Annotated in this window: 23 protein-coding genes; 13 read left to right on the top strand and 10 right to left on the bottom strand. The window is 64.8% G+C overall.

What is annotated here, in order from left to right:
- Nucleotides 1-22 precede the first annotated feature (22 nt).
- The 3 genes from CR917_RS19070 (at nt 23) to CR917_RS19060 (ending at nt 3691) form a co-directional block, all read left to right on the top strand.
- On the top strand, nt 23-307 hold the full coding sequence (locus CR917_RS19070) for a hypothetical protein (RefSeq protein ID WP_043863366.1): 285 nt from the start codon (nt 23-25) through the stop codon (nt 305-307).
- A gap of 88 nt (nt 308-395) precedes the next feature.
- Nucleotides 396-644, top strand: coding sequence for a TIGR02647 family protein (locus CR917_RS19065; RefSeq protein WP_043863365.1), 249 nt, complete (start codon nt 396-398; stop codon nt 642-644).
- A 197-nt stretch (nt 645-841) separates the two neighbouring features.
- Nucleotides 842-3691, top strand: a complete 2850-nt coding sequence (locus tag CR917_RS19060; RefSeq protein ID WP_104572807.1) for a class I adenylate cyclase — start codon at nt 842-844, stop codon at nt 3689-3691.
- Here CR917_RS19060 and rnk read toward each other — a convergent pair whose 3' ends face one another.
- From rnk to cyaY, 3 genes are all read right to left on the bottom strand, one after another.
- Nucleotides 3692-4111, bottom strand: a complete 420-nt coding sequence (gene rnk / locus CR917_RS19055) for a nucleoside diphosphate kinase regulator (RefSeq protein ID WP_043863363.1) — start codon at nt 4109-4111, stop codon at nt 3692-3694.
- 153 nt (nt 4112-4264) lie between these two features.
- Nucleotides 4265-4480 (bottom strand): DUF1289 domain-containing protein, encoded by a 216-nt coding sequence (locus tag CR917_RS19050; RefSeq protein ID WP_054915485.1) that lies wholly within the window; start codon nt 4478-4480, stop codon nt 4265-4267.
- 1 nt (nt 4481) lies between these two features.
- Nucleotides 4482-4814, bottom strand: a complete 333-nt coding sequence (cyaY, locus tag CR917_RS19045; RefSeq protein ID WP_043863361.1) for an iron donor protein CyaY — start codon at nt 4812-4814, stop codon at nt 4482-4484.
- A 195-nt stretch (nt 4815-5009) separates the two neighbouring features.
- On the opposite strand from cyaY, the gene CR917_RS19040 reads away from it, so the two are divergent.
- Genes CR917_RS19040 through CR917_RS19015 form a run of 6 tightly spaced genes read left to right on the top strand, consistent with a single transcriptional unit; the run spans nt 5010 to nt 9582 of the window.
- Complete coding sequence (locus tag CR917_RS19040; RefSeq protein WP_043863360.1) at nt 5010-5144, top strand: lipoprotein; 135 nt, start codon at nt 5010-5012, stop codon at nt 5142-5144.
- 13 nt (nt 5145-5157) lie between these two features.
- A complete protein-coding gene (gene lysA / locus CR917_RS19035; RefSeq protein WP_043863359.1) occupies nt 5158-6405 on the top strand; it encodes a diaminopimelate decarboxylase in 1248 nt (415 codons plus the stop codon).
- Between the two features lie 4 nt (nt 6406-6409).
- Nucleotides 6410-7240 (top strand): diaminopimelate epimerase, encoded by an 831-nt coding sequence (gene dapF, locus CR917_RS19030; RefSeq protein ID WP_058541735.1) that lies wholly within the window; start codon nt 6410-6412, stop codon nt 7238-7240.
- A gap of 13 nt (nt 7241-7253) precedes the next feature.
- Nucleotides 7254-7991, top strand: coding sequence for a DUF484 family protein (locus CR917_RS19025; RefSeq protein WP_043863357.1), 738 nt, complete (start codon nt 7254-7256; stop codon nt 7989-7991).
- Nucleotides 7991-8890 carry a tyrosine recombinase XerC gene (gene xerC / locus CR917_RS19020; RefSeq protein ID WP_104572806.1) on the top strand — a complete coding sequence of 300 codons (900 nt, stop codon included), beginning with the start codon at nt 7991-7993 and terminating at the stop codon, nt 8888-8890. The genes CR917_RS19025 and xerC overlap by 1 nt, the downstream gene beginning before the upstream one ends.
- A complete protein-coding gene (locus tag CR917_RS19015; RefSeq protein ID WP_043863355.1) occupies nt 8887-9582 on the top strand; it encodes an HAD family hydrolase in 696 nt (231 codons plus the stop codon). The genes xerC and CR917_RS19015 overlap by 4 nt, the downstream gene beginning before the upstream one ends.
- A 159-nt stretch (nt 9583-9741) precedes the next feature.
- Here CR917_RS19015 and sutA read toward each other — a convergent pair whose 3' ends face one another.
- From sutA to glnK, 3 genes are all read right to left on the bottom strand, one after another.
- The gene (sutA, locus tag CR917_RS19010) at nt 9742-10065 is read right to left on the bottom strand and encodes a transcriptional regulator SutA (RefSeq protein WP_043863351.1); all 324 of its coding nucleotides are present in this window, start codon (nt 10063-10065) and stop codon (nt 9742-9744) included.
- A gap of 465 nt (nt 10066-10530) precedes the next feature.
- The gene (locus tag CR917_RS19005) at nt 10531-11856 is read right to left on the bottom strand and encodes an ammonium transporter (protein WP_043863350.1); all 1326 of its coding nucleotides are present in this window, start codon (nt 11854-11856) and stop codon (nt 10531-10533) included.
- 41 nt (nt 11857-11897) lie between these two features.
- Nucleotides 11898-12236 (bottom strand): P-II family nitrogen regulator, encoded by a 339-nt coding sequence (gene glnK / locus CR917_RS19000; protein WP_002555808.1) that lies wholly within the window; start codon nt 12234-12236, stop codon nt 11898-11900.
- A 341-nt stretch (nt 12237-12577) separates the two neighbouring features.
- Here glnK and CR917_RS18995 point away from each other — a divergent pair, with 341 nt between their 5' ends.
- The 3 genes from CR917_RS18995 (at nt 12578) to CR917_RS18985 (ending at nt 16380) form a co-directional block, all read left to right on the top strand.
- Nucleotides 12578-12841, top strand: coding sequence for an accessory factor UbiK family protein (locus tag CR917_RS18995; RefSeq protein WP_043863349.1), 264 nt, complete (start codon nt 12578-12580; stop codon nt 12839-12841).
- Between the two features lie 313 nt (nt 12842-13154).
- Nucleotides 13155-14645, top strand: a complete 1491-nt coding sequence (locus tag CR917_RS18990; RefSeq protein ID WP_104572805.1) for a YifB family Mg chelatase-like AAA ATPase — start codon at nt 13155-13157, stop codon at nt 14643-14645.
- Between the two features lie 343 nt (nt 14646-14988).
- Nucleotides 14989-16380, top strand: coding sequence for a PAAR domain-containing protein (locus CR917_RS18985; protein WP_104572804.1), 1392 nt, complete (start codon nt 14989-14991; stop codon nt 16378-16380).
- Nucleotides 16381-16864: 484 nt separating this feature from the next.
- Here the strand turns inward: CR917_RS18985 and CR917_RS18975 are convergent, their stop codons facing one another.
- The 4 genes from CR917_RS18975 to CR917_RS18960 all read right to left on the bottom strand — a co-directional run bounded on the left by CR917_RS18975 (nt 16865) and on the right by CR917_RS18960 (nt 23820).
- On the bottom strand, nt 16865-18679 hold the full coding sequence (locus tag CR917_RS18975) for a M48 family metalloprotease (protein WP_104572802.1): 1815 nt from the start codon (nt 18677-18679) through the stop codon (nt 16865-16867).
- Nucleotides 18680-18684: 5 nt separating this feature from the next.
- Nucleotides 18685-20685: a DUF4034 domain-containing protein gene (locus CR917_RS18970; protein ID WP_043863345.1), complete on the bottom strand. Its 2001-nt coding sequence runs from the start codon at nt 20683-20685 to the stop codon at nt 18685-18687.
- Between the two features lie 245 nt (nt 20686-20930).
- Nucleotides 20931-22217, bottom strand: a complete 1287-nt coding sequence (locus tag CR917_RS18965) for an FAD-binding oxidoreductase (RefSeq protein ID WP_104572801.1) — start codon at nt 22215-22217, stop codon at nt 20931-20933.
- Between the two features lie 112 nt (nt 22218-22329).
- Nucleotides 22330-23820: an aldehyde dehydrogenase family protein gene (locus tag CR917_RS18960; protein WP_104572800.1), complete on the bottom strand. Its 1491-nt coding sequence runs from the start codon at nt 23818-23820 to the stop codon at nt 22330-22332.
- 139 nt (nt 23821-23959) lie between these two features.
- On the opposite strand from CR917_RS18960, the gene CR917_RS18955 reads away from it, so the two are divergent.
- A complete protein-coding gene (locus CR917_RS18955) occupies nt 23960-24859 on the top strand; it encodes a LysR family transcriptional regulator (RefSeq protein WP_043863342.1) in 900 nt (299 codons plus the stop codon).
- Nucleotides 24860-24946: the final 87 nt, after the last annotated feature.

Here is a 24946-nt window from a genome sequence, read left to right as displayed (position 1 = left end):
GCCCATTCCGAGGAGAGCGCCCATGAGCGAGCCCACCGATATCGACAATGACGAAGAAGCGTTCGCCGAATCGACCCTGATCCAGGCCATCGAGAACCAGATCGAGAACGACAACCCGCCAGCGGCCAAGGCCACGTTCAACAAGCTGACGCTGGTGGGCTATGAGCGTGAGGACATCCTCAACCTGATGGCCCACGTGCTGGCCTGCGAGATCGACGCCATGCTCGAGGACGACCGAGCGTTCGATACGCAGTGGTACGAAACCGCCCTGCGTGCGCTGCCTGAGTTGCCACCCGAAAAGGACTGAAGCAATTACCGGCTGGCGTGGCTACACTGCAACTTCATGTACCCCTGCAAGGGTGCTGCCCTCCACTTCAGGAAAGTCCGGAGTATCTATGTCGTTTACCCCCGAGCTGATTGCCGAACTGGAAATACTCGCGCTGTTCAACCTGGACAGCACGCAGGAAGGACTGAAAGTCCATGCCACCGCAGCACCCCAGGCGATTGCCGCCGCCAAGCGCCTGTTCTCCAAGGAACTGATCACCCAGGAAGACGGCGGCTACCTGACCCCGCTGGGCCGCGATGCGGCGCAGAACGTACAGCAGTTGCTGATCATCCTGAACACGGTCGCCGAGCCGGCTTGAGAGCTTCGCTGAAGCCTTCGCCGGCAAGGCCGGCTCCTGCAGATCGGTACAGGAGCCGGCCTTGCCGGCGAAGGCCACAACCGGTCAATACGTCAGGCGCTGACAAAATGGCGCCAGAAATCAAATAGATTTCAGCCCCTCGCCCCGTAGCGGCTAAACTCGCCATTGCTCCCGTGATGGCCAGTTAGAGCCCTGCAATGAACCACCCCCACGAAATTCGACCCGACCTCGACGAAGGCATCGATCGCAAGGTGCTCAGCCAGTTGCGCAAGCGCTTCCTGGCCATCAACCAGGGTCGACTGGCACGCGCCATGGAAGGGTTGTCGAGCCGCCAGCAGCAGGTGCTCAACCTGCTGGCGCTGTTCTTCCACGTCAATCACCCGCTGCTGCCCGGCTACGTATCGGGCACCACTCCGGCGGGCATCTCGTGCTACGAGCCCGACGACGAGGCGCTGGCCGAGGCCCAGCGCCTGACCCGCTCGTTCACCTACCGCAAGCGTCACGGCCAGCCACCGCGCCCGCTGCTGGGGCTGTACCTGATGGGCAGCCTGGGCACCCTGGCCCAGGCCGATGAAAGCGACATGGACGTGTGGCTGTGCCACGCCCCCGGGCTCAGCGAGGCCGAGCTGAGCGAGCTGCGCAGAAAGTGCGTGTTGCTGGAGGTCTGGGCCGCATCCCAGGGCGCCGAACTGCACCTGTTCCTGATCGAGCCGGAGCGCTTCGTCACCGGCGAGCGCAATACCGCACTGAGTTCCGACGACTGCGGCACCACCCAGCACTACCTGCTGCTGGACGAGTTCTACCGCACCGCACTGTGGCTGGCCGGGCGCACGCCGCTGTGGTGGCTGGTGCCGGTCTACGAGGAAGGCAGCTACGCGCATTACACCCAGACCCTGCTGTCCAAGCGCTTCATCCGCGCCGACGAGAACCTGGACCTCGGCCACCTGGCCCACATCCCGCCCGGCGAGTTCGTGGGCGCCGGGTTGTGGCAGCTGTTCAAGGGCATCGAGTCACCCTACAAGTCGCTGCTCAAGCTGCTGCTGACCGAGGTGTATGCCAGCGAACATCCGCACGTGCAGTGCCTGAGCCTGCAGTTCAAGCAGGCGGTGTTCGCCAACCGCCTCGACCTCGACGAGCTGGACCCGTACATGATGGTGTACCGGCGTATCGAGCAGTACCTGCAGCACCGCGGCGAGGCCCAGCGCCTGGAACTGGTGCGACGCAGCCTGTACCTGAAGGTGAACAAGAAGATCAGCCTGCTGGCGCGCCAGCGCAGCGGCGGCTGGCAGCGCGACCTGCTCAAGCGCCTGACCCGCGAGTGGGGCTGGGACGAGCGCCAGCTGATGCTGCTGGACAGCCGCAGCCAGTGGAAGGTGCGCCAGGTGGAAGCCGAACGGCGCATCCTGGTGGCCGAACTCAACCACAGCTACCGTTTTCTCGGCCAGTTCGCACGTAACCCGCAAGCTGCCACGCGCCTCGACCAGCGCGACCTCAACGTGCTGGGCCGACGCCTCTACGCCGCCTTCGAGCGGCGCGCCGGCAAGGTCGAGTTCATCAACCCGGGCATCGCCCCGGACCTGGCCGAAGACACCCTGACCCTGGTCCAGGCACCCAATCGCCAGGAGCCTGGGCAAACCCATTGGAGCCTGTACAGCGGCAACCTGAACGCCCATGAGTGGGAGCAGTTCGTGCCGTTCAAGCGCTGCCGCGAACTGCTCGAACTGCTGGCCTGGGCGCACCGCAACGGGGTGATCGACAGCACCACGCGCCTGGCGCTCAACCCCGGCAGCAGCGACCTGAGCGAGTACGAGCTGTTCAACCTGCTGGGCAGCCTGCAGCAGAGCGTGGCCCTGCCGTTCAAGGAAGTCAGCGAGGCGCGCCTGCTGCAACCGAGCGTGGCGGACGAGATCCTGCTGCTGGTCAACGTCGGCATCGACCCGCTGCAGCATCACCGCGACCTCAACATCCTGATGACCACCGAGCGCACCGACTCGCTGAGCTACGCCGGGGTGCGCGAGAACCTGGTGCTGACCCTGGACCAGGTGACCCTCAACAGCTGGAACGAAGTGCTGGTGCAGCGGTATGACGGCGAGCACGCCCTGATGCGCAACCTGCGCGACTACCTCAACAGCCTGGGCAGCAAGGGCCACCTGCCGACGCTGAACGTGCGCTGCTTCTGCCACAACCGCGCCCAGGCCATCGCCCAGCGGGTCGAAGAGGTGTTCGCCACCGCTCAGGCGCTGCTTGCCGAAGGCCTGGGGCATCGCTACCTGATACAGGTGCAGCATCACACCCATGTACTGGAATTGCACCACGGGGCGGTCAACCTGGTCAGCCTGGACAGTCAGGATGCACTGTTGGCGTACCTGGGCGAGGAACGTGCCGAGTACACCCCGCTGCACCTGGACGCCAACGTGCTGGAAGACCACGACCTTGCGCTGGTGCTGCCCCAGGGCCAGCCGCAGTGCCTGCAGGTGTTCTACCGGGTGCAGGAGAACTGGGCCGACGTCTACGTGCTGGATGAATTCAATGCGCTGTGGCAGCAACGCCTGCCCTACCACGACGACAGCAGCCTGTTGCTGCCGCTGCAGCGCTTTCTGCAATCGGTGGTGTTCCGGCACAACGCACGGCTGCCGCTGGAAGAGCTGCCGGCACAGGGCGCGCTGGACATCCTCTACTATCAGCTGTCGCCCCCCGGTATCGGCCGGGCACGCCAGCTGGAGCCGCGCCAGGCACCGCCCACCACGCTGGGCAGCACCGCCTACGAAGTGCAGGCGATCATCCAGGCAGGCGTCGAAGACGCCCTGCAGGTGACGTTGTACTGCAACCAGAAGGAGTTTTCGGAGCTCGAGTATGGCGACCAGCTGTATGCGGTGGTCGCCCGCGAGATCGTCGGCCAGCGCCGTGACGCCCAGCGCTACCGCTGCTACATCACCGACCTGGACCTGTCCGACCTGCTTGCCGAAGGCCAGGGCTCGAGCATCCTGTACCTGCGCTACAAGCAGGAACTGGAGCGGGTGCTGAACCAGGCGCTGGAAGCAGCCTGATCAGAGGTCGAAGTCGCCTGCGGCTTCGGGCTGGTACTCGACTTCGAGCAGCTTGAGCTTGAGGGTCTTGCCGCCGGGCACTGGCCAGTCGATCTGCTCGCCCACCGACAGGCCGAGCAATGCGCTGCCCATCGGCGCCAGGATCGAGACCGTGCCTTCGGCGCCGGCGTCCTTCGGGTACACCAGGGTCAGGTGGTAGTCCTTGCCGCTGACTTCATCGCGGCAATGCACGCGCGAGTTCATGGTCACGACACCGGCCGGAACCTCCTCGTGGCTCACTACCTGCTCGGCGCGGTCCAGCTCGTCCTGCAGGGCGAGCACACCCGGCGAGTCCTGCGTCTTTTCATCGAGGCCATCGATCAGACGCTCGAGACGCTGTACGTCCAATCGGGTGAGGATAAGGGAAGGCTTGGTGCTCATGATCCAGTCAGACTCCTTGTTCATGGGTAAAAGTGCTGGGCGTTATAAAGCAAAACCCCGCCCAAGGGCGGGGTTTGCATGTTTTTCGGCCAGGCCGATCAACCTCGACACTACCACAGCACAATAAATACACAAGAGGCTCGCCGTCGCAGCCTAGCCGGCCGCCTGGCGTCGTGCCTGTGCCTGGGCGCAGATCTCGCGGCGGCGCTGGTCGTCGGCGCTGCGCCACTGGCGAATGTCCTCGACATGGCGAAAGCAGCCCAGGCACACCTTGGCCTCGTCCAGCCGGCAGAGGCTGATGCAGGGCGACGGCACCGCCGGGCTGACATTGCTGTACAGCGGCTTTGCCGGTTTGGCAGCAGTGCTCATCTCAGATCTCGTCGAAGTCGAGCTTTTCGCCGACCCGCTCCCAGACGATGCGCTCGAGCATCTCGCCGAGCAGTTCCTCGGTCTTCTCACAGGTCCATTTGCCGCTGGCTTCGTCATAGTCGAAATGGAAACCACCCGACTTGTCGGCCAGCCACAGCTGGCGCAGCGGCTCCTGGCGGCTGAAGATCAACTGGCTGCCGTTGTCGAACTTGATGGTAAGAACGCCCGCCGAGTTCTCCATGTCCAGGTCCAGGTCGGTTTCATCGAACAGGTCTTCCAGGGCCTGTTGGGTCGCGTCGACCAGGTCGTGAAAACGCGCTTCGCTCAAACTCATTGCAAGAACCTCGAAAATGTCTGCACACACGCAAGCCGGGCAAGATACGAGCGCCGCGCCACGAATGCAAAGGTTAACGCCCGCAGCCGACACCCTGCACGGGCGCCTGTCCGACGGCGCAGCGGCTACATAGGCAAGGCGCCGGGCGCTCGGTATACTCGGGCGCAATACTGCTTAAATTCAAAGGATTTCGCCATGAAGCGCCTGATTTCCTCCCTCGCGGCGCTAGTCGCGATTGCCTGCCTCGTCTCCGCTTGCGGTCAGAAAGGCCCACTGTACCTGCCTGAAGACGGCAAAGACGGCAAAAAGTCGCAATCGCACCAGCACTGATTAAGGGACCCCCATGGACGCTTTCAACTACCGCGACGGCGAGCTGTTCGCGGAAGGCGTGGCGCTGTCGGCGATTGCCGAACGCTTCGGCACGCCTACCTACGTGTACTCGCGGGCGCATATCGAAGCCCAGTACCGTAGCTACGCCGATGCATTGCAGGGTGTTTCGCACCTGGTGTGCTTCGCCGTAAAAGCCAACTCCAACCTCGGCGTGCTGAACGTGCTGGCACGCCTGGGCGCAGGCTTCGACATCGTCTCGGGCGGTGAACTGGAGCGTGTGCTGGCCGCCGGCGGGCGCGCCGACCGTGTGGTGTTCTCCGGCGTGGGCAAGACCCGCGACGACATGCGCCGCGCCCTCGAAGTGGGCGTGCACTGCTTCAACGTCGAGTCCACCGACGAGCTGGAGCGCCTGCAGGTGGTTGCCGCCGAAATGGGCGTACGCGCGCCGATCTCGCTGCGGGTCAACCCGGATGTCGATGCCGGCACCCACCCGTACATTTCCACCGGCCTCAAAGAGAACAAGTTCGGTATCGCCATTGCCGATGCCGAAGAAGTCTACGTGCGCGCCGCGCAGCTGCCGAACCTGGAAATCGTCGGCGTCGACTGCCACATCGGTTCGCAGCTGACGACGCTGGAGCCCTTCCTCGATGCCCTCGACCGCCTGCTGGCGCTGATCGACCGCCTCGGCGAGTGCGGCATCTACCTGCGCCACCTGGACCTGGGCGGCGGCGTGGGCGTGCGCTATCGCGACGAAGAGCCGCCACTGGCCGGCGACTACATCAAGGCCATCCGCGAGCGCGTGGGCGACCGCGACCTGGCGCTGGTATTCGAACCGGGCCGCTACATCGTGGCCAATGCCGGCGTGCTGCTGACCCGCGTCGAGTACCTCAAGCACACCGAGCACAAGGACTTCGCCATCGTCGACGCGGCGATGAACGACCTGATCCGCCCGGCGCTGTACCAGGCCTGGATGGACGTGACCGCCGTGCAGCCACGTGATGGCGAGCCGCGCAGCTATGACGTGGTCGGCCCGATCTGCGAGACCGGCGACTTCCTGGCCAAGGACCGTGCGCTGAACCTGGCCGAAGGTGACCTGCTGGCCGTGCATTCGGCCGGTGCCTACGGTTTCGTCATGAGTTCGAACTACAACACCCGTGGTCGCTGCGCCGAAGTACTGGTGGATGCCGATCAGGCCTTCGAAGTGCGCCGTCGCGAAACCGTGGCCGAGCTGTTTGCCGGCGAAAGCCTACTGCCGGAGTGACCCCATGCTGCTGCGTTTTACCAAGATGCACGGCCTGGGCAACGACTTCATGGTCCTCGACCTGGTCAGCCAGCACGCGCACATCCTGCCCAAGCACGCCAAGCAATGGGGTGACCGGCACACCGGCATCGGTTTCGACCAACTGCTGATCGTCGAGGCGCCGAGCAATCCGGACGTGGACTTTCGCTACCGGATCTTCAACGCCGACGGGTCCGAGGTCGAGCAGTGCGGCAACGGTGCGCGCTGCTTCGCGCGCTTCGTGCTGGACAAGCGCCTGACGGCGAAAAAGCGTATCCGCGTCGAGACCAAGAGCGGCATCATCGAACTCGATGTGCGCGGCGACGGGCAGATCAGCGTCGACATGGGCCCACCGCGCCTGGTGCCGTCCGAGATCCCCTTCGACGCCCCTGCCCAGGCCCTGAGCTACCCGCTGGAAGTGGCCGGTCGCACGGTCAACCTGGCTGCCGTGTCGATGGGCAACCCCCATGCGGTGCTGCGCGTCGACGACATCAACAGCGCCCCGGTGCACGACCTCGGCCCGCAGATCGAGAACCACCCGCGCTTCCCGCAGCGGGTCAACGTCGGCTTCCTCCAGGTCATCGACCGCCACCGCGCCCAGTTGCGCGTGTGGGAGCGCGGCGCCGGGGAAACCCAGGCCTGCGGCACCGGTGCCTGCGCCGCGGCGGTGGCTGCCATCAGCCAGGGCTGGATGGATTCGCCGCTGCTGATCGACCTGCCCGGAGGGCGCCTGTCCATCGAATGGGGCGGCCCGGGCCGGCCTGTAGTGATGACAGGCCCTGCCGTACGCGTGTATGAAGGACAGGTTCGCCTATGAGTGAGTACCAGCCATGACCGACCAGCCCCACACGCCCACCGCAGAGCCCGACGCCTCCGACGCCCAGGGCTCGACGCCCAGCGTCGGGGCCCAGGACGTGGTGGCTTACCTGCGTGCCAACCCGGCGTTCTTCGCCGAGCATGACGACCTGCTGCTGGAGTTGCAGGTCCCTCACCAGCGCGGCGACAGCGTGTCGCTGGTGGAGCGCCAGCTCAAGCTGCTGCGCGACCGCAACATCGAGATGCGCCACCGCCTCTCGCACCTGATGGACGTGGCCCGCGACAACGACCGGCTGTTCGAGAAGACCCGCCGGCTGATCCTCGACCTGCTCGACGCCGACAGCCTCGAGGCCGTGGTGATGGCCGTCGAGGACAGCCTGCGCCAGGAGTTCAAGGTGCCGTTCGTGAGCCTGATCCTGTTCGGCGATACCGTGGCCCCCGTGGGCCGCTGGGTCAACCCGACCGAAGCGCAACAGGCCATCGGCGGCCTGCTGTGCGCGGGCAAGACGGTCAGCGGCACCCTGCGCGACCACGAGCTGGACTTCCTGTTCGGCGAGGCCCAGCGCCCCGAAGTCGGCTCCAGTGCCGTCGCCGCGCTCGACTATCAGGGCCTGCATGGCGTGCTCGCCATCGCCAGCCACGACCCGCAGCACTACAAGAGCAGCGTCGGCACCCTGTTCCTGAGCTACATCGCCGAAGTGCTCGGCCGCGTGCTACCGCGCTTTACCCAGACCCTGCGCCCGGTACGCTGATGGAGCGCCAGCTGGACGCGTTCATCGCGCACCTGCGCAACGAGCGCCAGGTGTCGGAGCATACCCAGCTGGCCTACCGGCGTGACCTGGCCAACGTGCTGGCCTACTGCGAGAAAACCGGCATCGCCAGCTGGAGCGCCCTGGAGATCCAGCACCTGCGCCAGTTCGTGGCGCGCCAGCACCATGCCGGGCAGTCGTCGCGCAGCCTGGCGCGCATGCTTTCGGCGGTGCGCGGCCTGTACCGCTACCTAAACCGCGAAGGCCTGTGCGACCACGACCCGGCCAACGGCCTGGCCGCGCCCAAGGGCGAGCGCCGGCTGCCCAAGACCCTCGATACCGACCGCGCGCTGCAATTGCTCGAAGGCGCTGTGGACGACGACTTTCTCGCCCGCCGCGACCAGGCCATGCTCGAGCTGTTCTATTCCTCGGGCCTGCGCCTGTCGGAGCTGACCAGCCTCGATCTCGATCAGCTCGACCTGCCAGCCGGCCTGGTGCAGGTGCATGGCAAGGGCAGCAAGACCCGCGTGCTGCCGGTAGGCCGCAAAGCCCGAGAGGCACTGGAAAAGTGGCTGGCGCTGCGCGGCATCAGCGCCCCGCAGGACAACGCGGTGTTCGTCAGCCAGCAAGGCCGGCGCCTGGGCCCGCGGGCGATCCAGCTGCGGGTCCAGGCGGCGGGCAGCCGCGAGCTGGGGCAGAACCTGCACCCGCACATGCTGCGCCACTCCTTCGCCAGCCACCTGCTCGAATCGTCCCAGGACCTGCGTGCGGTGCAAGAAATGCTCGGGCATGCCGACATCGCCACCACGCAGATCTACACTCACCTGGACTTCCAGCACCTGGCGAGCGTCTATGACAGCGCCCACCCAAGGGCCAAACGCAGCAAGGACAGTGACTCATGAGCATTCAGCTGATCACCTTCGACCTGGACGACACCCTGTGGGACACCGCCCCGGTCATTGTCAGTGCCGAGGCCGTGCTGCGCGACTGGCTGGCGGCGAATGCACCCGACCTGGGCGCGGTGCCGGTGGAGCACCTGTATGCCATTCGCGAGCGCCTGGTGCAGGCCGAGCCGGGCCTGCGGCATCGCATCAGCGCCTTGCGGCGCAAGGTGCTGTTCCATGCCATGAGCGACGTCGGCTACAGCGAAGCCAGGGCCCACGCCCTGGCCAACGAGGGCTTTGAAGTGTTCCTGCATGCGCGCCACCAGGTGGATATCTTCCCCGAGGTGCAGCCAGTGCTGGAGGTGCTGCGCCATCGCTACACCCTGGGCGTGGTCACCAATGGCAATGCCGACGTGAGGCGCCTGGGGCTGGCCGACTATTTCAGGTTCGCCCTGTGCGCCGAGGACCTGGGCATCGGCAAGCCAGACCCGCAGCCGTTTCTCGAAGCATTGCGCCAGGGCCAGGCCGAGGCCGGCAATGCCGTGCATATCGGCGACCACCCGGGCGACGACATCGCCGGGGCCCAGCAGGCCGGCCTGCGCGCGATATGGTTCAACCCGCAGGGCAAGGCGTGGACAGCCGAGGGGCAGCCGGATGCCGAGATCCAGCGCCTGTCGCAGTTGCCTGAGCTGTTGCTCAGTTGGCGTTAGCCCCGCTGGCCCCATCGCGGGTCAAGCCCGCTCCCACAAGGGTTGCGGTGATCGTTGTAGGAGCGGGCCTGCCCCGCCATAGCGTCAGCAGCGGCAACCCGTAACGCCACCCACAAAAAAGCCCGCAGCGACGGCGGGCTCTTCTGTTCGACGGCACCCTCAGATAGGACGGCTACCGTACTTGTTGTCTGGCTTCTTGGGCGGATCGGCGACCACGTTGGCCTCCACTTCCTGCACCTTGCCGCCACGCGACAGGAACTCTTCCATCGCCTTGGCGAGCGCGTCGCGCTCCTTCTGCTTGGCTTCCATGCTGGGCATTTCGTCGACCGAGACCGCAGCCTTGGACTTGCCCTTGGCTACCGGTGCGGGGCTGTCGTCACCGCTGTCATCGGCAACGTCGTCGGCAGCCGCTTCCAGGCCTTCATCGGTATCGTCTTCGTCGCCCACTTCGAGGTCGTCGTTTTCCAGATCATCGTCGCTCATGTTCTACCTCATGACTTGCGAAAAGCAGATAAGTTATAGACCAACAGCGCCAGGTGCGGCCACTGCCGGAAAAATCCAGGGCCACGGGTAGCCCGCGGCCAGCGGCGCCCGCCCTACCACGTGGCGAGCACCGTGCGGGCCCGTGCAGGGCCCGACAAAAAGAAAGAGCTGCCGGCATTGCTTCACCAGCTGACCCCGCCGTGAGCGGCCTGTTCAATGCCAAGCCTAGCAAAGGGTATCGAAGTGCGCGGACAGGTCATCCGCACCCTACGGCGCGCATTCTAGCGTGATGTGTGAAAAAGCAAAGTGCCTAAATATCCTTGTTCGCTGTAAGTTTTATGCTTGATGGCCATTACAGCGTCAAGCGCCTGCAAATGCCCCCGTGGAAACCGTTTGCGTGCCCTTGGATGGACAAAACCCAGGCAAAAAAATGCCCGGCAAGCCGGGCATGTTTTTTCGAGCATGTTACAGGTTGTAGCCACGCTCGTTGTGCTGCGCGAGGTCGAGGCCGACCGCTTCTTCCTCTTCGTTGACCCGCAGGCCCATCACCAGGTCCAGCACCTTCAGAATCACGTAGGTGACGATGGCGGTGTAGATCACCGTGAAGCCCACGCCCTTGGCCTGCACCCAGACCTGTGCGCCGATATCTTCGACGGTACCGAAGCCGCCCAGTGCAGGGGCCGCGAACACGCCGGTGAGAATCGCGCCGACGATGCCGCCGATGCCATGCACGCCGAAGGCGTCCAGGGAGTCGTCATAGCCCATCTTGCGCTTGAGGCTGGTGGCGCAGAAGAAGCACACCACACCCGATACCAGGCCGATCACCAATGCGCCCATCGGGCCTACGGTGCCCGCAGCCGGGGTGATCGCCACCAGGCCTGCCACCACACCGGAGGCGATGCCCAGGGCGCTGGGTTTGCCGTGGGTGATCCACTCGGCGAACATCCAGCCCAGCGCAGCGGCGGCCGTGGCGATCTGGGTCACCAGCATGGCCATGCCGGCGGTGCCGTTGGCAGCGGCTGCGGAGCCGGCGTTGAAGCCGAACCAGCCGATCCACAGCATGGCCGCGCCCATCAGGGTGTAGCCCAGGTTGTGCGGGGCCATCGGGGTGGTCGGGAAACCCTTGCGCTTGCCCAGCACCAGGCACGCCACCAGGCCCGCGATACCCGCATTGATATGCACCACGGTGCCACCGGCAAAGTCCAGTACGCCCCAGTCCCACATCAGGCCGCCGGCACCGGACCAGACCATGTGCGCGATCGGTGCGTAGACCAGGGTGAACCACACGGCCATGAAGATCAGCATGGCCGAGAACTTCATGCGCTCGGCAAAGGCACCGACGATCAGGGCAGGAGTGATGATGGCGAAGGTCATCTGGAAGGTGATGAACACCGCCTCGGGGAACAACGAGGTCAGGCTTGCGGGGGTGACGCCGGCCAGGAAGGCCTTGGAGAACCCGCCGACGAAGGAATTGAAGTTGACCACGCCCTCTTCCATACCCGTGGTATCGAACGCCAGGCTGTAGCCGTAGACCATCCACAGAATGCTGATCAGGCCGGTGATGGCGAAACACTGCATCATCACCGAAAGCACGTTCTTGGAACGCACCATGCCGCCGTAGAACAACGCCAGGCCCGGGATGGTCATGAACAGCACCAGCGCGGTGGCGGTCAACATCCAGGCGGTGTCGCCGGAGTTGAGCACGGGGGCGGCTGCCTCCTCTGCCATGGCCATGCCAGGCATTACGAGGGACAAAAGGGCTCCTAGCCCTGCGAACTGACGCAGAGTCATATTGTTATCTCCTGGGGCGTTGGGGTTTGGGGCGGCGTTACTTAGATCGCGTCGGTATCGGTTTCACCGGTACGGATGCGGATGGCCTGTTCCAGATTGACCACGAAAATCTTGCCGTCACCGATCTTGCCGGTGTTGGCCGCCTTGGTGATCGCCTCGATGACCCGGTCCAGGTCCTTGTCGTCGATGGCGACATCGATCTTCACCTTGGGCAGGAAATCGACTACGTATTCAGCACCGCGATACAGCTCGGTGTGGCCTTTCTGCCGTCCGAAGCCTTTGACTTCCGTGACGGTAATGCCCTGCACGCCGATTTCGGACAGCGACTCGCGCACGTCGTCCAACTTGAATGGCTTGATGATGGCAGTGACTAGCTTCATGAAACTCTCTCCCGAATTGGTGGACTTGCCCCAGGAAAACAAACCCGTCTCAAGTCTAAGCGCAGTGCCTGGCTTTGTAACGCTTCGTCGGCCTCAATCCCAAGGCCCGACACCAGTGCATGAGTCACTTGGCTCTAAGCAGAAACCTTGCCATGTCTGCCAAAGCCACCAATTACAAGGGCTTGCGTGCCTTGCTTGGAATTGGCCAGTCGCCAGCAGGGCAAACACGCACAAAAACGGTGCGCTACCGATCGGGGGAATGCGCGAAAAGCGTGCGGGGCGAGCGGGCGTGGGGTGCGTGTTACACTGGCCGCCTCTTTGCATTTACCGGACGGACCAACATGCTCGCGCCCAAAGCCTTTCTCGATGCCCTGAGCGACCAGGCCTCGCGCCTGTTCAGCGGTGACACCGCGCAGCCGCGCAGCGAACTGGAAAGCCAGTTCAAGGCGCTGCTGCAAAGTGGTTTCAGCAAGCTGGAACTGGTCAGCCGTGAGGAGTTCGACAGCCAGATGGTAGTGCTGGCCCGCACCCGCGCACGCCTGGAGGCGCTGGAGGCCAAGGTCGAAGAGATGGAAGCGCGGCTGAACCCGGCGGCTGCCGAGTAGAGCGCAGCGCAGCCTTCGTCGGCGGGGCCGGCGCCTGCAGGGTCATGCAGGGGCCTGCCTCACCTTCTCATACCGCACATCCCCCTCCTCCAACTGCGCCACCACCTCCCACCCCCAAGCGGCGATAGAAGCCATTGGCACGCACGCCGTCGCGGCCCGAAGGCTGCACCGGGGCGCCGTGATCTTGACCAGCGCTCCTAGCCCCGTCAACCGCTGCAAAACCTCGACTCACTCTCCCCCGCGCACCCTGCGCGCGCACCACTATCCTTGCCCCAGCCGCAGGACGCGGCATTGTCCCGATCATGGAGTGTGCATGTCCCTCGCCCTTGTCCACAGCCGCGCCCAGGTGGGCGTGCTGGCCCCTGCGGTCACCATCGAAGCGCACCTGGCCAACGGCCTGCCCAACCTGACCCTGGTCGGCCTGCCCGAAGCCACGGTGAAGGAAAGCAAGGACCGTGTGCGCAGCGCCATCCTCAACTCCGGCCTGGAGTTCCCCGCGCGGCGCATCACCCTCAACCTCGCCCCCGCCGACCTGCCCAAGGATGGCGGACGCTTCGACCTGGCCATAGCCCTGGGCATCCTGGCCGCCAACGGGCAGATGCCGATCGCCTCGCTGCACGCAGTGGAATGCCTCGGCGAGCTGGCGCTGTCGGGGGCGGTGCGCTGCGTGCAGGGCGTGCTGCCTGCCGCCCTTGCCGCCCGCGAAGCCGGGCGCGCGCTGGTGGTGCCACGGGAGAATGCCGAGGAGGCCTGCCTGGCTTCGGGCCTGGTGGTGTACGCCGTAGACCACCTGCTGGAACTGGTCGCGCACCTCAACGGCCAGCAGCCCCTCGAACCCTACAAGGCCAACGGCCTGGTCCTGCACAGCCAGCCCTACCCCGACCTCAACGAGGTGCAGGGCCAGCTTGCCGCCAAGCGTGCCCTGCTGGTCGCCGCGGCCGGGGCCCACAACCTGCTGTTCAGCGGGCCACCCGGCACCGGCAAGACCCTGCTCGCCAGCCGCCTGCCCGGCCTGCTGCCACCGCTGAACGAGCGCGAAGCGCTGGAGGTGGCGGCCATCCAGTCGGTCGCCAGCCCGCTGCCGCTCAACAGCTGGCCGCAGCGTCCGTTTCGCCACCCGCATCACTCGGCGTCGGGGGCCGCACTGGTCGGCGGTGGCAGCCGCCCGCAACCCGGCGAGATCACCCTGGCCCACCATGGCGTGCTGTTTCTGGATGAGTTGCCGGAGTTCGAGCGGCGCGTGCTGGAAGTGCTCCGCGAGCCCCTGGAATCGGGCGAAATCGTGATCGCCCGGGCCAAGGACAAGATCCGCTTCCCGGCCCGCTTCCAACTGGTGGCAGCGATGAACCCCTGCCCCTGCGGCTACCATGGCGACCCCACCGGTCGCTGCCGATGCAGCAGTGACCAGATCCAGCGCTACCGCAACAAGCTCTCCGGCCCGTTGCTTGATCGCATCGACCTGCACCTGACCGTCGCCCGTGAAGCCACGGCGCTCTCGCACTGCACCGACAACGGCCCCGCCAGTGCCCACATCGCAGGGCAGGTGGCTGCCGCACGCGAACGACAACAACAGCGCCAGGGCTGTGCCAACGCCTTTCTCGAGCTGCCCGGCCTGCGCCAGCACTGCGCGCTGTCCACTGACGATCAGCAATGGCTGGAAACCGCGTGCGAACGACTAACCTTGTCGCTACGGGCCGCGCACCGCCTGCTCAAGGTGGCGCGTACGCTGGCCGATCTGGAACAGGCCGCACACATTGCGCGCGTGCACCTGGCCGAGGCCCTGCAGTACCGCCCCGGGCCTTAGGTGCCTTGACGCCCATCGGTTTGTGCAATGCCGGGCGCAGCCTCATCATGCGCCCTCACTGTTCAACGCTGCCGCCGTAGCAGCCCCCTGGAGCCGAGCGATGCCACACGAAGGCAGCCTTTTGCAAACAGCCGTGATCGCCCCGGATACCAGCCACGGCGACAGCCTGGCACACCTGATTACGTCCAAATCCTAAAATCACGCAGGACCTTTCCTTACCGTTCCAAGCCGGGAAAATCCGGGATAAGCAACTGCTAAGTTGCGCTCTTCCCAGCTTGCGACACCCACTCATGACCAAGAAAAACGTTCTCCTTTCCCATTGCTTCCATTGCGCGGGTGAATCATGAGCCAGCGCATGAATATCTTCGGCAAGGGCCAAGGTCTGGACGGAGATCTCACCAGTACAGGTGCAATCTGCATAGCCAGTCATGCGCGCGGCCAGGTGCACGACATCCCTTGGCTACTTGAAGGCGACAGGACCACACCCTGCCCTCACTGCGGTGCAGAAGGCACGATCATCGAGGGTGAATCGCGCTGGCGACAGGACGGCCTCAGCACAGCCGTGGATGGCTCACTGGTTCAGTGCAAATGTCCGCTGGGCAGCAACTATGTCATTGCACCGCTACATCAAGGGCCTGCCATCAGGAGCAGCATTCCACTCCAGCCTAGCGCATCGACGCTCGGATTTGAGTCGACTCCCTCACCACGACAAGCAGTCAGCACAATGACAACATTCGCGCAGCCCAGACTGGAGCCGGGCTTTCATATTGTCCAGCACAGCCAGTCATTCAATCAGGTGCTGCATGGGCTGGCTGACCCGCAGAGGCACCTGGCCATTCGTCTGCAGCGTCTCAACCCAACCTTTGAGAACGGCTTCAAGGCAGGGGAAATCTTTGTCATCGGTGTTCCAGGAAGTGCACAGATGTGTACGCGTGAGGAACTGCATCTGATGGAAGCGGCAGAACTGGCGCGAGATAGTCTTGCCGGTCTGAGCCCCGATGAGGCCGATTTCATGATGAGGCACCAGGCCGAAATCGCAGGATTACTAAGTGACGTGAGTCTGTCGATAGGGGTGGCCCAGGCCATGATGGCGAGGTCATTCGAAGACCTGAAGAATACACTGCATCAGGTCGAGCTCTTGCATCAGCAGCAATTCTCCAAGCATGGCCATTTGAAAAGCCCACAGTTCTTCGCTTCCCGTAAAGAACTTTTCAAGCGTATGGAAGCGCAGTTGCGGATAGCCTTCCTCAACAAACCGATGAACCTGGGCAGCCATGACACCTTGCGCAGAGGCCTTGGAATATCGAGCAGGAGTCTGGTGCATCATTGGAGCAAAGCGGGCGTCCCAGGACAAATTCCGGGATATGCAACGCACCTGGAGAAGGTGGCAAGGATGTCAACGTACCTGAAGACCGGCGGGCACATCGGCATAGTGATAGGTGCTGCTTCTTCGTACTTCAAGATTCGAGAGGCGTGCATGGCTGGAGAAACCAAGGCGTGTAAAAAGATACGCTTCACCGAGGCTGGCAGTTTCTTGGGAGGGCTTGGTTTTGGTTCACTGGGGGGCGCCGCTGCAAACAGGGTTTTCGCGGTAGGTTGCTTGAGTTTAGGACCGGTGAGTGCGACCGTTTGTAGTGTCGCCATCGTCGGTGCAGGGGCTTTAGCAGGGAGTCTGGGTGGTATGTCAGGTGGTGAATGGTTAGGGGAAGTTATCTATGAGCACGCCCAGCCATGATGGCCTTCTGGGAGTCCCACTGGGCGCTGGCGTTTATGTTAACCCCCTGCTTCTTGGGGATCGGGGGCCTCTTGTCAGAGGTACAACTTGCCCATTCTCGACATTTTTCAAGTTTGCTTCACGCCTTTCGGCGCAGTGACTGTCTGCCCAGATTCTTGCAGATATGGGGAACACACGGCTTCATTTCTCGATGCATGATCGTATCAGCACTCAGCGGGATCATGTTGTATGCAAGACGCTCCATCAACCGAGGGCAGCTGGATCCGAAGGACTTTCATGAATTCCCTCTTGCGCTCAAAAGGCGCCTGACTATTACCTCATGGCTGATCATCATTGGGTTTGCCTGGTTCATGTTTGGCGTAGGCCTGCTCAACTTGAGCAAGCCGTAACGGACGGTAAACCGCCGGCTCCCCAAGCCCCTGACGCAAAAACAGGCAAGTGTTGAAGAGCAGGCAATAAGGCATTTACCAATCGAATCTAAGCACTACAGCAACGCGCTCAAGCGCAGCTGCGACGCCTGCGAGCAGAACACCAGCCGCGCATCCCCGACCGACATCACCACGGGCACCAGGTCCAGGCGAATGCGCGGCAGCAGGCGGTTGAGCATCTGCTGGCAATCCCGGCGCAGGTAGCTGTCTTCGCCGGTCAGGCGACTGACCAGGCGGAAAGTCAGCGAGTCCCGCGCCAGTACCAGCAAAATGTAGCGCCGTGTGCCGGTCTCGCGCAGCAGCCACACGCCGGTCGCCAGTTTCAGCAGCGGCGTGAGCGTCTCGATCAGCTTGTTGCACTCCACGGGCACCAGGTCGTGGGGCACCCACTCGCCGTCTTCACCGTCATCGTCGCTATCGGCACGCTGCAGGGCATCGGCCTCGCGCCGATAGTGCTCGGCCGCGCCGCGGTCATCGCTGCGCAGGGCCAGCACGCTGAGCTTGCGCAGGCTGTACAGCTGCAACGGCCCGCGCTGCTCGGCCACCTGCCGCCACAGTGCTGCTGCGGCGTCCGGGCGCCCGGCCTGGGCATGACACTCGGCCAGCTGATAGCGCACCGCCGCGTCCGGCGCCTGCTGCAGTGCGTCCTCCAGCAAACGCAGCGCCTCATCGCCCGCCTCGCCAAGGGTGCGGTACAGCCAGGCCAGCCGGGCAATCTCGTGGCCCGACAGCGCACGGATACGCCGTTTACGCTGCAGGTCGTGCTGCTCGGCCACCAATGCCTCGCGCTCGTCACGGGCGCGCTGGCAATGCCGGGCATTGTCATCGGCCTGTTGTTCGTCCAGGCGCTGCGCCAATGGCAGGTGCTGCTCACCCAGCCAGGCCTGCGCCGCGCTGGGCTGGCTGCGCTGCCACACCAGTGCCGCGTCGGGCTGATCGGGTGCCCCTCCCAGCGCCGCCAGGCGGTCGGCCAGCGCCGGGTGGGTATCGCTGTCGTCGGTCTCGTTGCACAGTGCGCCATGCAGCCAGCTGCGGGCCTCGGCAATGTCCTGCGGCAGGCTCGGCGCACCGCTGCGGGCCAGGTCGGTCAATGGCGTGGCGCTGCCGGCAAGAAACACCTTGGGCCAGAACGCCTGCTCCAGTGCCCGCCCCTGCAAGGCCAGGCCGACCAGCGCCTCGCGCATCGCCTCGACCCCGCCTACCCGCGCCGCCTCGGCGTCGGCCTGGTACTCGCAGCGCCGCGCAAAATCCATGCTCACGGCCAGAAAACGCGGCACGTACCAGCCCACGAACAGACGCAGCGGCGCGCTCGACAACGAGCGATGGCGCTCCAGCCGCTCGCTCGCCGCCTGCCATTGCAGCCGTGCGAAATACACGCGGCTGGCATAGCGGCCATGACGCTGGGCGATGTGCGCGCACTCATGCGCCAGGATCGCCGCGCAGGCCCGTGGCGACAGTGTGTCGAGCAAGGGCAGGCCCAGCCACATCACGTTGCGCGTCCTGCGAAACAGTACGTGGTGCTGGCGGATACTGGCGTTGAAGTCGTCGTTCAGGTACACCGCATCCAGCGCAGGCGCGCCGAGTGCCAGGCGCAACCGCTCGATTTCCTCGAACAGCTGCGGCGCGTCCACTGCCTGCAGGGCGATGCCGTCCTCGCTGGAATCGGCACGCGTCGCAAAGGGCAGCTTGAGCATGCTGTAGCCGAACATGCCCGCTGGCAGGGTCACGAACCCGGCCAGCAGCCCCGCAGCACCGGGCAGCCACATGCACATCGCCAGCGGCAGCGCGCACAGGGCCAGCCCGCCCACCACCAGAAAGCCGTTGCCCAGCAGCAGCCAGGCACGAAGTCGCAACCGTTGCAGTGCGGCCATGGGCGTTACTGCGCCGGCTTGGGCGGCAGGTCGTCGGCGCCGACCTTGCCACGCCCCAGGAACGCACCGAACACGCTGGTGACACTCTTGAGCAGGCTGTGGGAGTTGAGCACCTCGTACTGGACTTCTTGGATGCCTTCGTTGTCGGGCAACTGGGTCACGGCATGCTGCGCCCACTCGATGGCAGCGAAGCGGCTTTGCTGAACGCCCTGCCCGCGCAGGTAGGCCAGTGCGATCTCGGCACTGGTACGCGCCGAGACCCAGTCATCGTCACAGTCGACCAGCGAACGCAGGTACTTCACGCCGGTTTCCTGCTCTTCGGCAGTGCCGAAGTCGCGCAGCAGGATGCCGATGCGGATGCGCGCGCGCTGTTCTGCCCGCGACGATTGGCGGGCGCCTTCGAACAGGCGCAGCACCTCGTCGAGGTTGGCACGCACACGCATGTCCAGCTCATCGTCGAAAAGCTTTTTCCAGGCCAGGTTGAACATGCTCTGCGGGCAGCCGTCCTGGGCACCGCGCTCCAGCCAGCGCAGGCTTTCGCCCTCGTCCACATAGCGTTGCGGGGCCTCTTCACGGGCACCGGTGTGTACCTCGTGCAGGAAATAGGCCGCGCCCGGCAGGCCACGCTCGCCCCATTGCACCGCCAGGAAGTAACCCTCGTCGTGGCGCCCACCGTCCCACAGGAATGACGGCAGGCTGACGATGTCCAGGCCCGAGTCCCCCAGGTCGTGTTCGCCCAGCACCCGCGCGCGGTCCAGCAAGGCCGGCACACACTGCGGGTCCTTGTCGAAACCCCACAGGCCGAACTGGTGACCGACAGCCTTGATCGCCACCGGCACGCCCAACTCGTTCATCGCGCACATGCGCTCGACCGCCACCTTGAAGGCACCGGTTTCGTCGGCCATGTTGGCCACCATGGTGAGGTAGACGAAGCTGTGGAACGGCCCCTCGACATGGCGGAAGTATTCGCCTTCGGGGAAGGCCTGCACGCTCGCGACCTGCATCGCCATCGCACGTGGCTGGTTGTCCAGCGAATAGCTGCAGAACTGGCCGAAGTAACCCAGCGCATAACCGCGGTAGGCTGGCAGCAGGTCGCGCTGCAGCCAGGCCTCGAAGTGCTCGAGGTACTCGCGTGCAGCGTTGAATTCCTCCTTGGCGGGGTAATCCTCGTGGATGTCGTAGAACGCCAGCCAGCGGATCGCATTGCGCTGCGCCTCGCTCAGCGCGGCGCACAGCGGCCCGCTGGCAAAGCCTTCGATGTCTTCGTAGCTGCCGCCCCAGCGTGGCAACAGGTAGTTGGCATAGTTGAGCAGCGCTTCCAGGCAGTCCGGGCGCCACTCCATCACGCGGTGCAGCCAGTAATCCTGACCCTGGTCCATCTCGTGCGCCTGGCGTTGCGGCAGGCCGGCCGGCAGCGCCGTGGGGGCCTGTTGCAAGGGCGTCAGGCCGTAGTGGGCCAGGTGTTCGACCGCCATCTCCAGCAGTTCGGGGTCCTGGTTGTCGCTGGCCATGCCCTTGGCAGGCTCGCCACCGAACAGCGCGTTCAGCCACGCCGGCTCGTGGAAGTGCGCGCACAGCTCCATCAGGGTGACGCCTGCAGCCACCGGCTGCGGCGAACGTTCGAGCGCCGCCAGCAGGTGCACCGCCGACAGTTCACAAGCCAGCGCCGCGCCCAGCCAGCAGTCGTCGGTCACGCTGTTGGCCCAGCCGTTGCCGCGAATATTGCCGGCGCGGCCATAGCAGTAGTTGCCCAGGAACAGGCGCGGATGGAAGGCATCCGGGCAGGCGGCGACCCAGGCCTGCAGAAAGCGTGCGATCTCCGGCGCCGGGGTCACACTGAAGTCGAACAGCGTGCCGGTGCGGGCGGTGTCCAGATAATGGTGGGTGCCAGGCTCGGCGCTGCTCCACTCGGCCTGCAGGGCATCGAAGTAGCTGTTCAGCTCGGCGAAGGACTCGGTACGAACCAGGTCACGCAGGTGGAGGCGAATATGGGGAATGTTGTGCAAGTGGCACCCTTCAAGTCCGTTTTAGCGAGCGCGTTCAGCGCAAAGGCGCTCATGATGGCGGCGAAGGCTAAACGACACTACCGATTGGATCCAGCCCAATTGAAAAAATCGCGGGTGTTAATGATTCTCGACCGGGCGCGAGCGGTACGGGGCGTTGAAAATGCGGGCAGGTGGACGGCATGCGGGCAATGCCGAAGGCCATCGACCAGGGCATCCCTGTCGATGGCCGCGCACTGGAGCGGGGGTTACAGCAGCACGCGCAGGCACTGCCCGGCGTGGTACAGCGAAAAGCCGGTTTCGTAGAAGCCGGTGCGCAGCAACGGGGCCGATACCGGTTTCATAGGGGCGAACGGGATCGGCAGTGCATCCGGATCGTCCTGCAGCAGGTACTGTGCGAAGGCCTTGCCGATCACAGTACCGGTGGTGTTGCCACGGCCGTTGTAACCGGTGACCGCAACGATGCCCGGGGCCGGTTCGAACAGGCGCATCAGGTGGTCCGGGGTGAAGTCGATACAGCCGGTCCAGTGCATTTCCCAGTCGACCTTGCCCAGTTGCGGGAAGTAGTGCCCCTGGATGCGGTCGGCCCAGCTGCGCACGAACCACGCCGGCTTGTTGTCGACCCGGCCCATGCTGCCCAGCAGCAGGCGGCCCTGGTCGTCGCGACGGATGCTGCTGAGCACCGTGCGCGTGTCCCACGAGCCCTGGCCGTGCTTGAGCACGTTGTCGGCCGCAGCGCCCTGCAGGGGCTTGGAAGCCACCTGGTAGTAGTAGCCGCGAAAGTACTGCTTCTGCAACGCGGTCCAGTCGCCCTCGGTGTAGGCACCGGTGGAGATCACCACCTTGTCGGCGCTGACCGCGCCATGGGCAGTCTTCACCAGCCAGGCGCTGCCTTCGCGGGTGAGCCCGGTGACAGCGGACTGTTCGAACACCTGCCCACCCAGACGGCGTACCGCGGTGGCCAGGCCACGGGTGTAGCCCATGGGGTTGATGGTGCCGGCGCGGCGGTCGAGCAACGCGGCGGAGATCTTGTCGGTACCGCAGTATTCCTGGCACTGCGCACCGGTCAGCAGCTCGACGTCGGCACCGCGTCGGCTCCATTGCTGGTGACGCGATTGCAGGTCGGCTACGCCGTTGGCGTTGTGCGCCATGTGCAGGGTGCCTTCGTTGCGTGCCTGGCAGTCGATGCCCAGGCGTTCGATCATGGCGAACACCTCGGCCGGGGCTTCACCCAGTACCTTGTTCAGGCGGCTGCCCTGTTGCTGGCCCAGGGTGGCCTCGACATCGTCGGGGCGGATCCAGGTGCCGGCGTTGACCAGCCCGACGTTGCGCCCCGAGCCACCATGGCCGATGACACGGGCTTCGAGCAGCGCGACGGACTTGCCCTGCTCGAGCAGGTTGATGGCCGTGCACAGACCGGTGATACCCCCGCCGATCACGCACACATCGGCCTTGATCTGTGCCGTCAGTGCGGCGGCAGGCGCCGCAGGCGGAGTGACGAACTCCCACAGACATTCTTGACGCAGGTCGGTCATGGCCGCCTCCGTTGGTTGGCCTTGGAACGGGAAGCACCCTTCACCGGCAAGGCCGGCCCCTACATGGTTGCGGTAGGAGCCGGCCTTGCCGGCGAAGGGGCCGACGCGGTTATCAGTCGAACACGATGCCCTGCGCCAGCGGCAGCTCGCGCGAGTAGTTCACGGTGTTGGTCTGACGACGCATGTAGGCCTTCCACGAATCGGAACCCGACTCACGGCCACCGCCGGTCTCTTTCTCGCCACCGAACGCGCCACCGATCTCGGCACCGCTGGTGCCGATGTTGACGTTGGCGATGCCGCAGTCGCTGCCCGCCGCGCTCTGGAAGCGCTCGGCCTCACGCAGGTCGGTGGTGAAGATGCACGAGCTCAGGCCCTGTGGCACTTCGTTGTTCAGGCGCAGCGCTTCGTCGAACTCGTCATAGGCCAGCACGTAGAGAATCGGCGCGAAGGTTTCATGGCGCACCACCTCGCTCTGACCAGGCATCTCGACGATCGCCGGGCTCACGTAGTAGGCATCCGGGTACTGCTGCTGCAACTGGCGCTCGCCACCGAACACGCTGCCGCCTTCATCACGGGCACGGGCCAGGGAGTCCTGCATGGCGGTGAACGAACCCTTGTCGATCAGCGGGCCGACCAGGTTGTCCTGGCGCGGGTCGCCGATACGTACCTTGGCGTAGGCGGCTTTGACGCGGGCCACCACTTCGTCCTTGATGGAGCGGTGCACGATCAGGCGACGCAGGGTGGTGCAGCGCTGCCCGGCGGTACCCACGGCGCTGAACAGAATGCCGCGCACGGCCAGGTCCAGGTCGGCGCTCGGGGCCAGGATCATTGCGTTGTTGCCACCCAGCTCGAGGATGCTGCGACCGAAGCGTGCCGCCACGCGTGGGCCGACTTCGCGCCCCATGCGGGTGCTGCCGGTGGCGCTTACCAGCGGTACGCGCGGGTCGTCGACCAGTGCCTGGCCGGCGTCGCGGTCGCCGATGATCAGCTGCGTCAGGCCTTGCGGCGCTTCGCCAAAGGCTTTCAGGGCTTTTTCGAACAGCGCCTGGCAGGCCAGTGCGGTCAGCGGGGTCTTTTCCGATGGCTTCCAGATCACGGCGTTGCCGCATACCAGCGCCAGAGTGGTGTTCCACGCCCACACGGCCACCGGGAAGTTGAAGGCGCTGATCACGCCAACCACGCCCAGCGGGTGCCAGGTTTCACGCATGTGGTGGCCCGGGCGCTCGGAGGCGATGGTCAGCCCGTACAGCTGGCGCGACAGGCCGACGGCGAAGTCGCAGATGTCGATCATTTCCTGCACTTCGCCCAGGCCTTCCTGGGTGATCTTGCCGGCTTCGATGGATACCAGTTCGCCCAGCTGCGCCTTGTGCTCACGCAGCACTTCACCAAACAGGCGGATCAGCTCACCGCGACGCGGCGCCGGCACGTTGCGCCAGGCCAGGAAGGCCTGTTCGGCCTGTTCGATCTTGCCCAGTACCTGAGCCTTGGACTCCAGGTGCACCGAGGCAATCGCGCTGCCGTCGATCGGGGTGTGAACGGGATGGTTGCCATGGGTGTAGGCAGAGGCCGGTACACCCAGGCGGTCGAGCAATCCATCAACCATTATTCTTCTCCTGCAAGGCGGTGAGTGGTTGTAATTGGTGATGGGATCAGTATTAATCCGATCACTCTGGCGCTACAAACGACCTTTATTCTGCACATCATTCCGCCAGGTAATGATTCGACGGGTGAGTGATACCGCTATGTCCAAACGTCTGGTGCCGTCGATGGCCGCCCTTCAATGCTTCGAGGCGGCCGCCCGACACCTGAGCTTCACCCGCGCTGCGCAAGAGCTGCACCTGACCCAGAGCGCGGTGAGCAAGCAGGTGGCGCAGCTCGAAGACATGCTGCGCCATCATCTGTTCCTGCGGATCCGCCGACGCCTGCAGCTGACCCCGGCGGGCGCGCTGTACCTGGCCGAAGTGAACAAGATCCTCACCCAGGTCGACATGTCCAGCCGCTACATCCTGTCCTACGGTCAGCAGACCGAAGTGCTCAAGGTGGCCACCCAGCCGAGCTTCGGCGTGCGCTGGCTGATCCCGCACCTGAAGGGCTTCGGCAAGCGCTACCCGAATATACACCTGGATATCTGCAACGAGATGGAGCCTTTCGCACTGCTGCAGAACACCGCCGACGTGGTGTTCTTCTATGGCCAGGGCACCTGGCCGGGGGCCACGTGCATCGAGCTGTTCGGCGACGAGGTGGTGCCGGTGTGCGCCCCGGAACTGCTGCAGGGGCATACCCTGACCGAGGCCGGCGAGCTGGCCGAGCGCGTGTTGCTGCAAAGCACCTCGCGCCCGGAGGCCTGGCACGAGTGGTTTCTGGAACAGGGCCTGCACTCGGCCAACAGCTACCACGGCCCGCGCTTCGATACCTTCTATATGTGCGTGGGCGCCGCGTTGTCGGGCTGCGGCGTAGCGCTGGTGCCGCGCTATCTGGTGGAGCAGGAACTGGCCGAGGGCAAGCTGGTGATACCGTGGCCCTACGCGATGCGCAGCAGCGGCGCGTACTTTGTGGCGTTCGCCGAACATGCCGCCGAGGTACCCAAGGTGCGCAGCCTGGTGGAATGGATCCGTGAACAGGCGACCGCGCCGAGGTCCTGAATTACAGGAATGATCCCTCGAATTTTTTTCGCTTGTGCCCGGCCTGCATTCCTCGCTTTCATGTAAGGGTGACTTTTACCACCAGGA

The sequence above is a fragment of the Pseudomonas sp. BRM28 genome (assembly GCF_002939405.1).
GTDB classification, from domain to species: domain Bacteria; phylum Pseudomonadota; class Gammaproteobacteria; order Pseudomonadales; family Pseudomonadaceae; genus Aquipseudomonas; species Aquipseudomonas palmensis.
This window is presented reverse-complemented; position numbering and strand designations above follow the sequence as displayed.

What these genes read in the sequence shown, in the direction of transcription:
- CR917_RS19070 (WP_043863366.1), top strand. Translation starts at nt 23, where the DNA reads ATGAGCGAGCCCACCGATATCGACAATGACGAAGAAGCGTTCGCCGAA.
- CR917_RS19065 (WP_043863365.1), top strand. Translation starts at nt 396, where the DNA reads ATGTCGTTTACCCCCGAGCTGATTGCCGAACTGGAAATACTCGCGCTG.
- CR917_RS19060 (WP_104572807.1), top strand. Translation starts at nt 842, where the DNA reads ATGAACCACCCCCACGAAATTCGACCCGACCTCGACGAAGGCATCGAT.
- rnk (WP_043863363.1), bottom strand. Translation starts at nt 4,111, where the DNA reads ATGAGCACCAAGCCTTCCCTTATCCTCACCCGATTGGACGTACAGCGT.
- CR917_RS19050 (WP_054915485.1), bottom strand. Translation starts at nt 4,480, where the DNA reads ATGAGCACTGCTGCCAAACCGGCAAAGCCGCTGTACAGCAATGTCAGC.
- cyaY (WP_043863361.1), bottom strand. Translation starts at nt 4,814, where the DNA reads ATGAGTTTGAGCGAAGCGCGTTTTCACGACCTGGTCGACGCGACCCAA.
- CR917_RS19040 (WP_043863360.1), top strand. Translation starts at nt 5,010, where the DNA reads ATGAAGCGCCTGATTTCCTCCCTCGCGGCGCTAGTCGCGATTGCCTGC.
- lysA (WP_043863359.1), top strand. Translation starts at nt 5,158, where the DNA reads ATGGACGCTTTCAACTACCGCGACGGCGAGCTGTTCGCGGAAGGCGTG.
- dapF (WP_058541735.1), top strand. Translation starts at nt 6,410, where the DNA reads ATGCTGCTGCGTTTTACCAAGATGCACGGCCTGGGCAACGACTTCATG.
- CR917_RS19025 (WP_043863357.1), top strand. Translation starts at nt 7,254, where the DNA reads ATGACCGACCAGCCCCACACGCCCACCGCAGAGCCCGACGCCTCCGAC.
- xerC (WP_104572806.1), top strand. Translation starts at nt 7,991, where the DNA reads ATGGAGCGCCAGCTGGACGCGTTCATCGCGCACCTGCGCAACGAGCGC.
- CR917_RS19015 (WP_043863355.1), top strand. Translation starts at nt 8,887, where the DNA reads ATGAGCATTCAGCTGATCACCTTCGACCTGGACGACACCCTGTGGGAC.
- sutA (WP_043863351.1), bottom strand. Translation starts at nt 10,065, where the DNA reads ATGAGCGACGATGATCTGGAAAACGACGACCTCGAAGTGGGCGACGAA.
- CR917_RS19005 (WP_043863350.1), bottom strand. Translation starts at nt 11,856, where the DNA reads ATGACTCTGCGTCAGTTCGCAGGGCTAGGAGCCCTTTTGTCCCTCGTA.
- glnK (WP_002555808.1), bottom strand. Translation starts at nt 12,236, where the DNA reads ATGAAGCTAGTCACTGCCATCATCAAGCCATTCAAGTTGGACGACGTG.
- CR917_RS18995 (WP_043863349.1), top strand. Translation starts at nt 12,578, where the DNA reads ATGCTCGCGCCCAAAGCCTTTCTCGATGCCCTGAGCGACCAGGCCTCG.
- CR917_RS18990 (WP_104572805.1), top strand. Translation starts at nt 13,155, where the DNA reads ATGTCCCTCGCCCTTGTCCACAGCCGCGCCCAGGTGGGCGTGCTGGCC.
- CR917_RS18985 (WP_104572804.1), top strand. Translation starts at nt 14,989, where the DNA reads ATGAGCCAGCGCATGAATATCTTCGGCAAGGGCCAAGGTCTGGACGGA.
- CR917_RS18975 (WP_104572802.1), bottom strand. Translation starts at nt 18,679, where the DNA reads ATGGCCGCACTGCAACGGTTGCGACTTCGTGCCTGGCTGCTGCTGGGC.
- CR917_RS18965 (WP_104572801.1), bottom strand. Translation starts at nt 22,217, where the DNA reads ATGACCGACCTGCGTCAAGAATGTCTGTGGGAGTTCGTCACTCCGCCT.
- CR917_RS18960 (WP_104572800.1), bottom strand. Translation starts at nt 23,820, where the DNA reads ATGGTTGATGGATTGCTCGACCGCCTGGGTGTACCGGCCTCTGCCTAC.
- CR917_RS18955 (WP_043863342.1), top strand. Translation starts at nt 23,960, where the DNA reads ATGTCCAAACGTCTGGTGCCGTCGATGGCCGCCCTTCAATGCTTCGAG.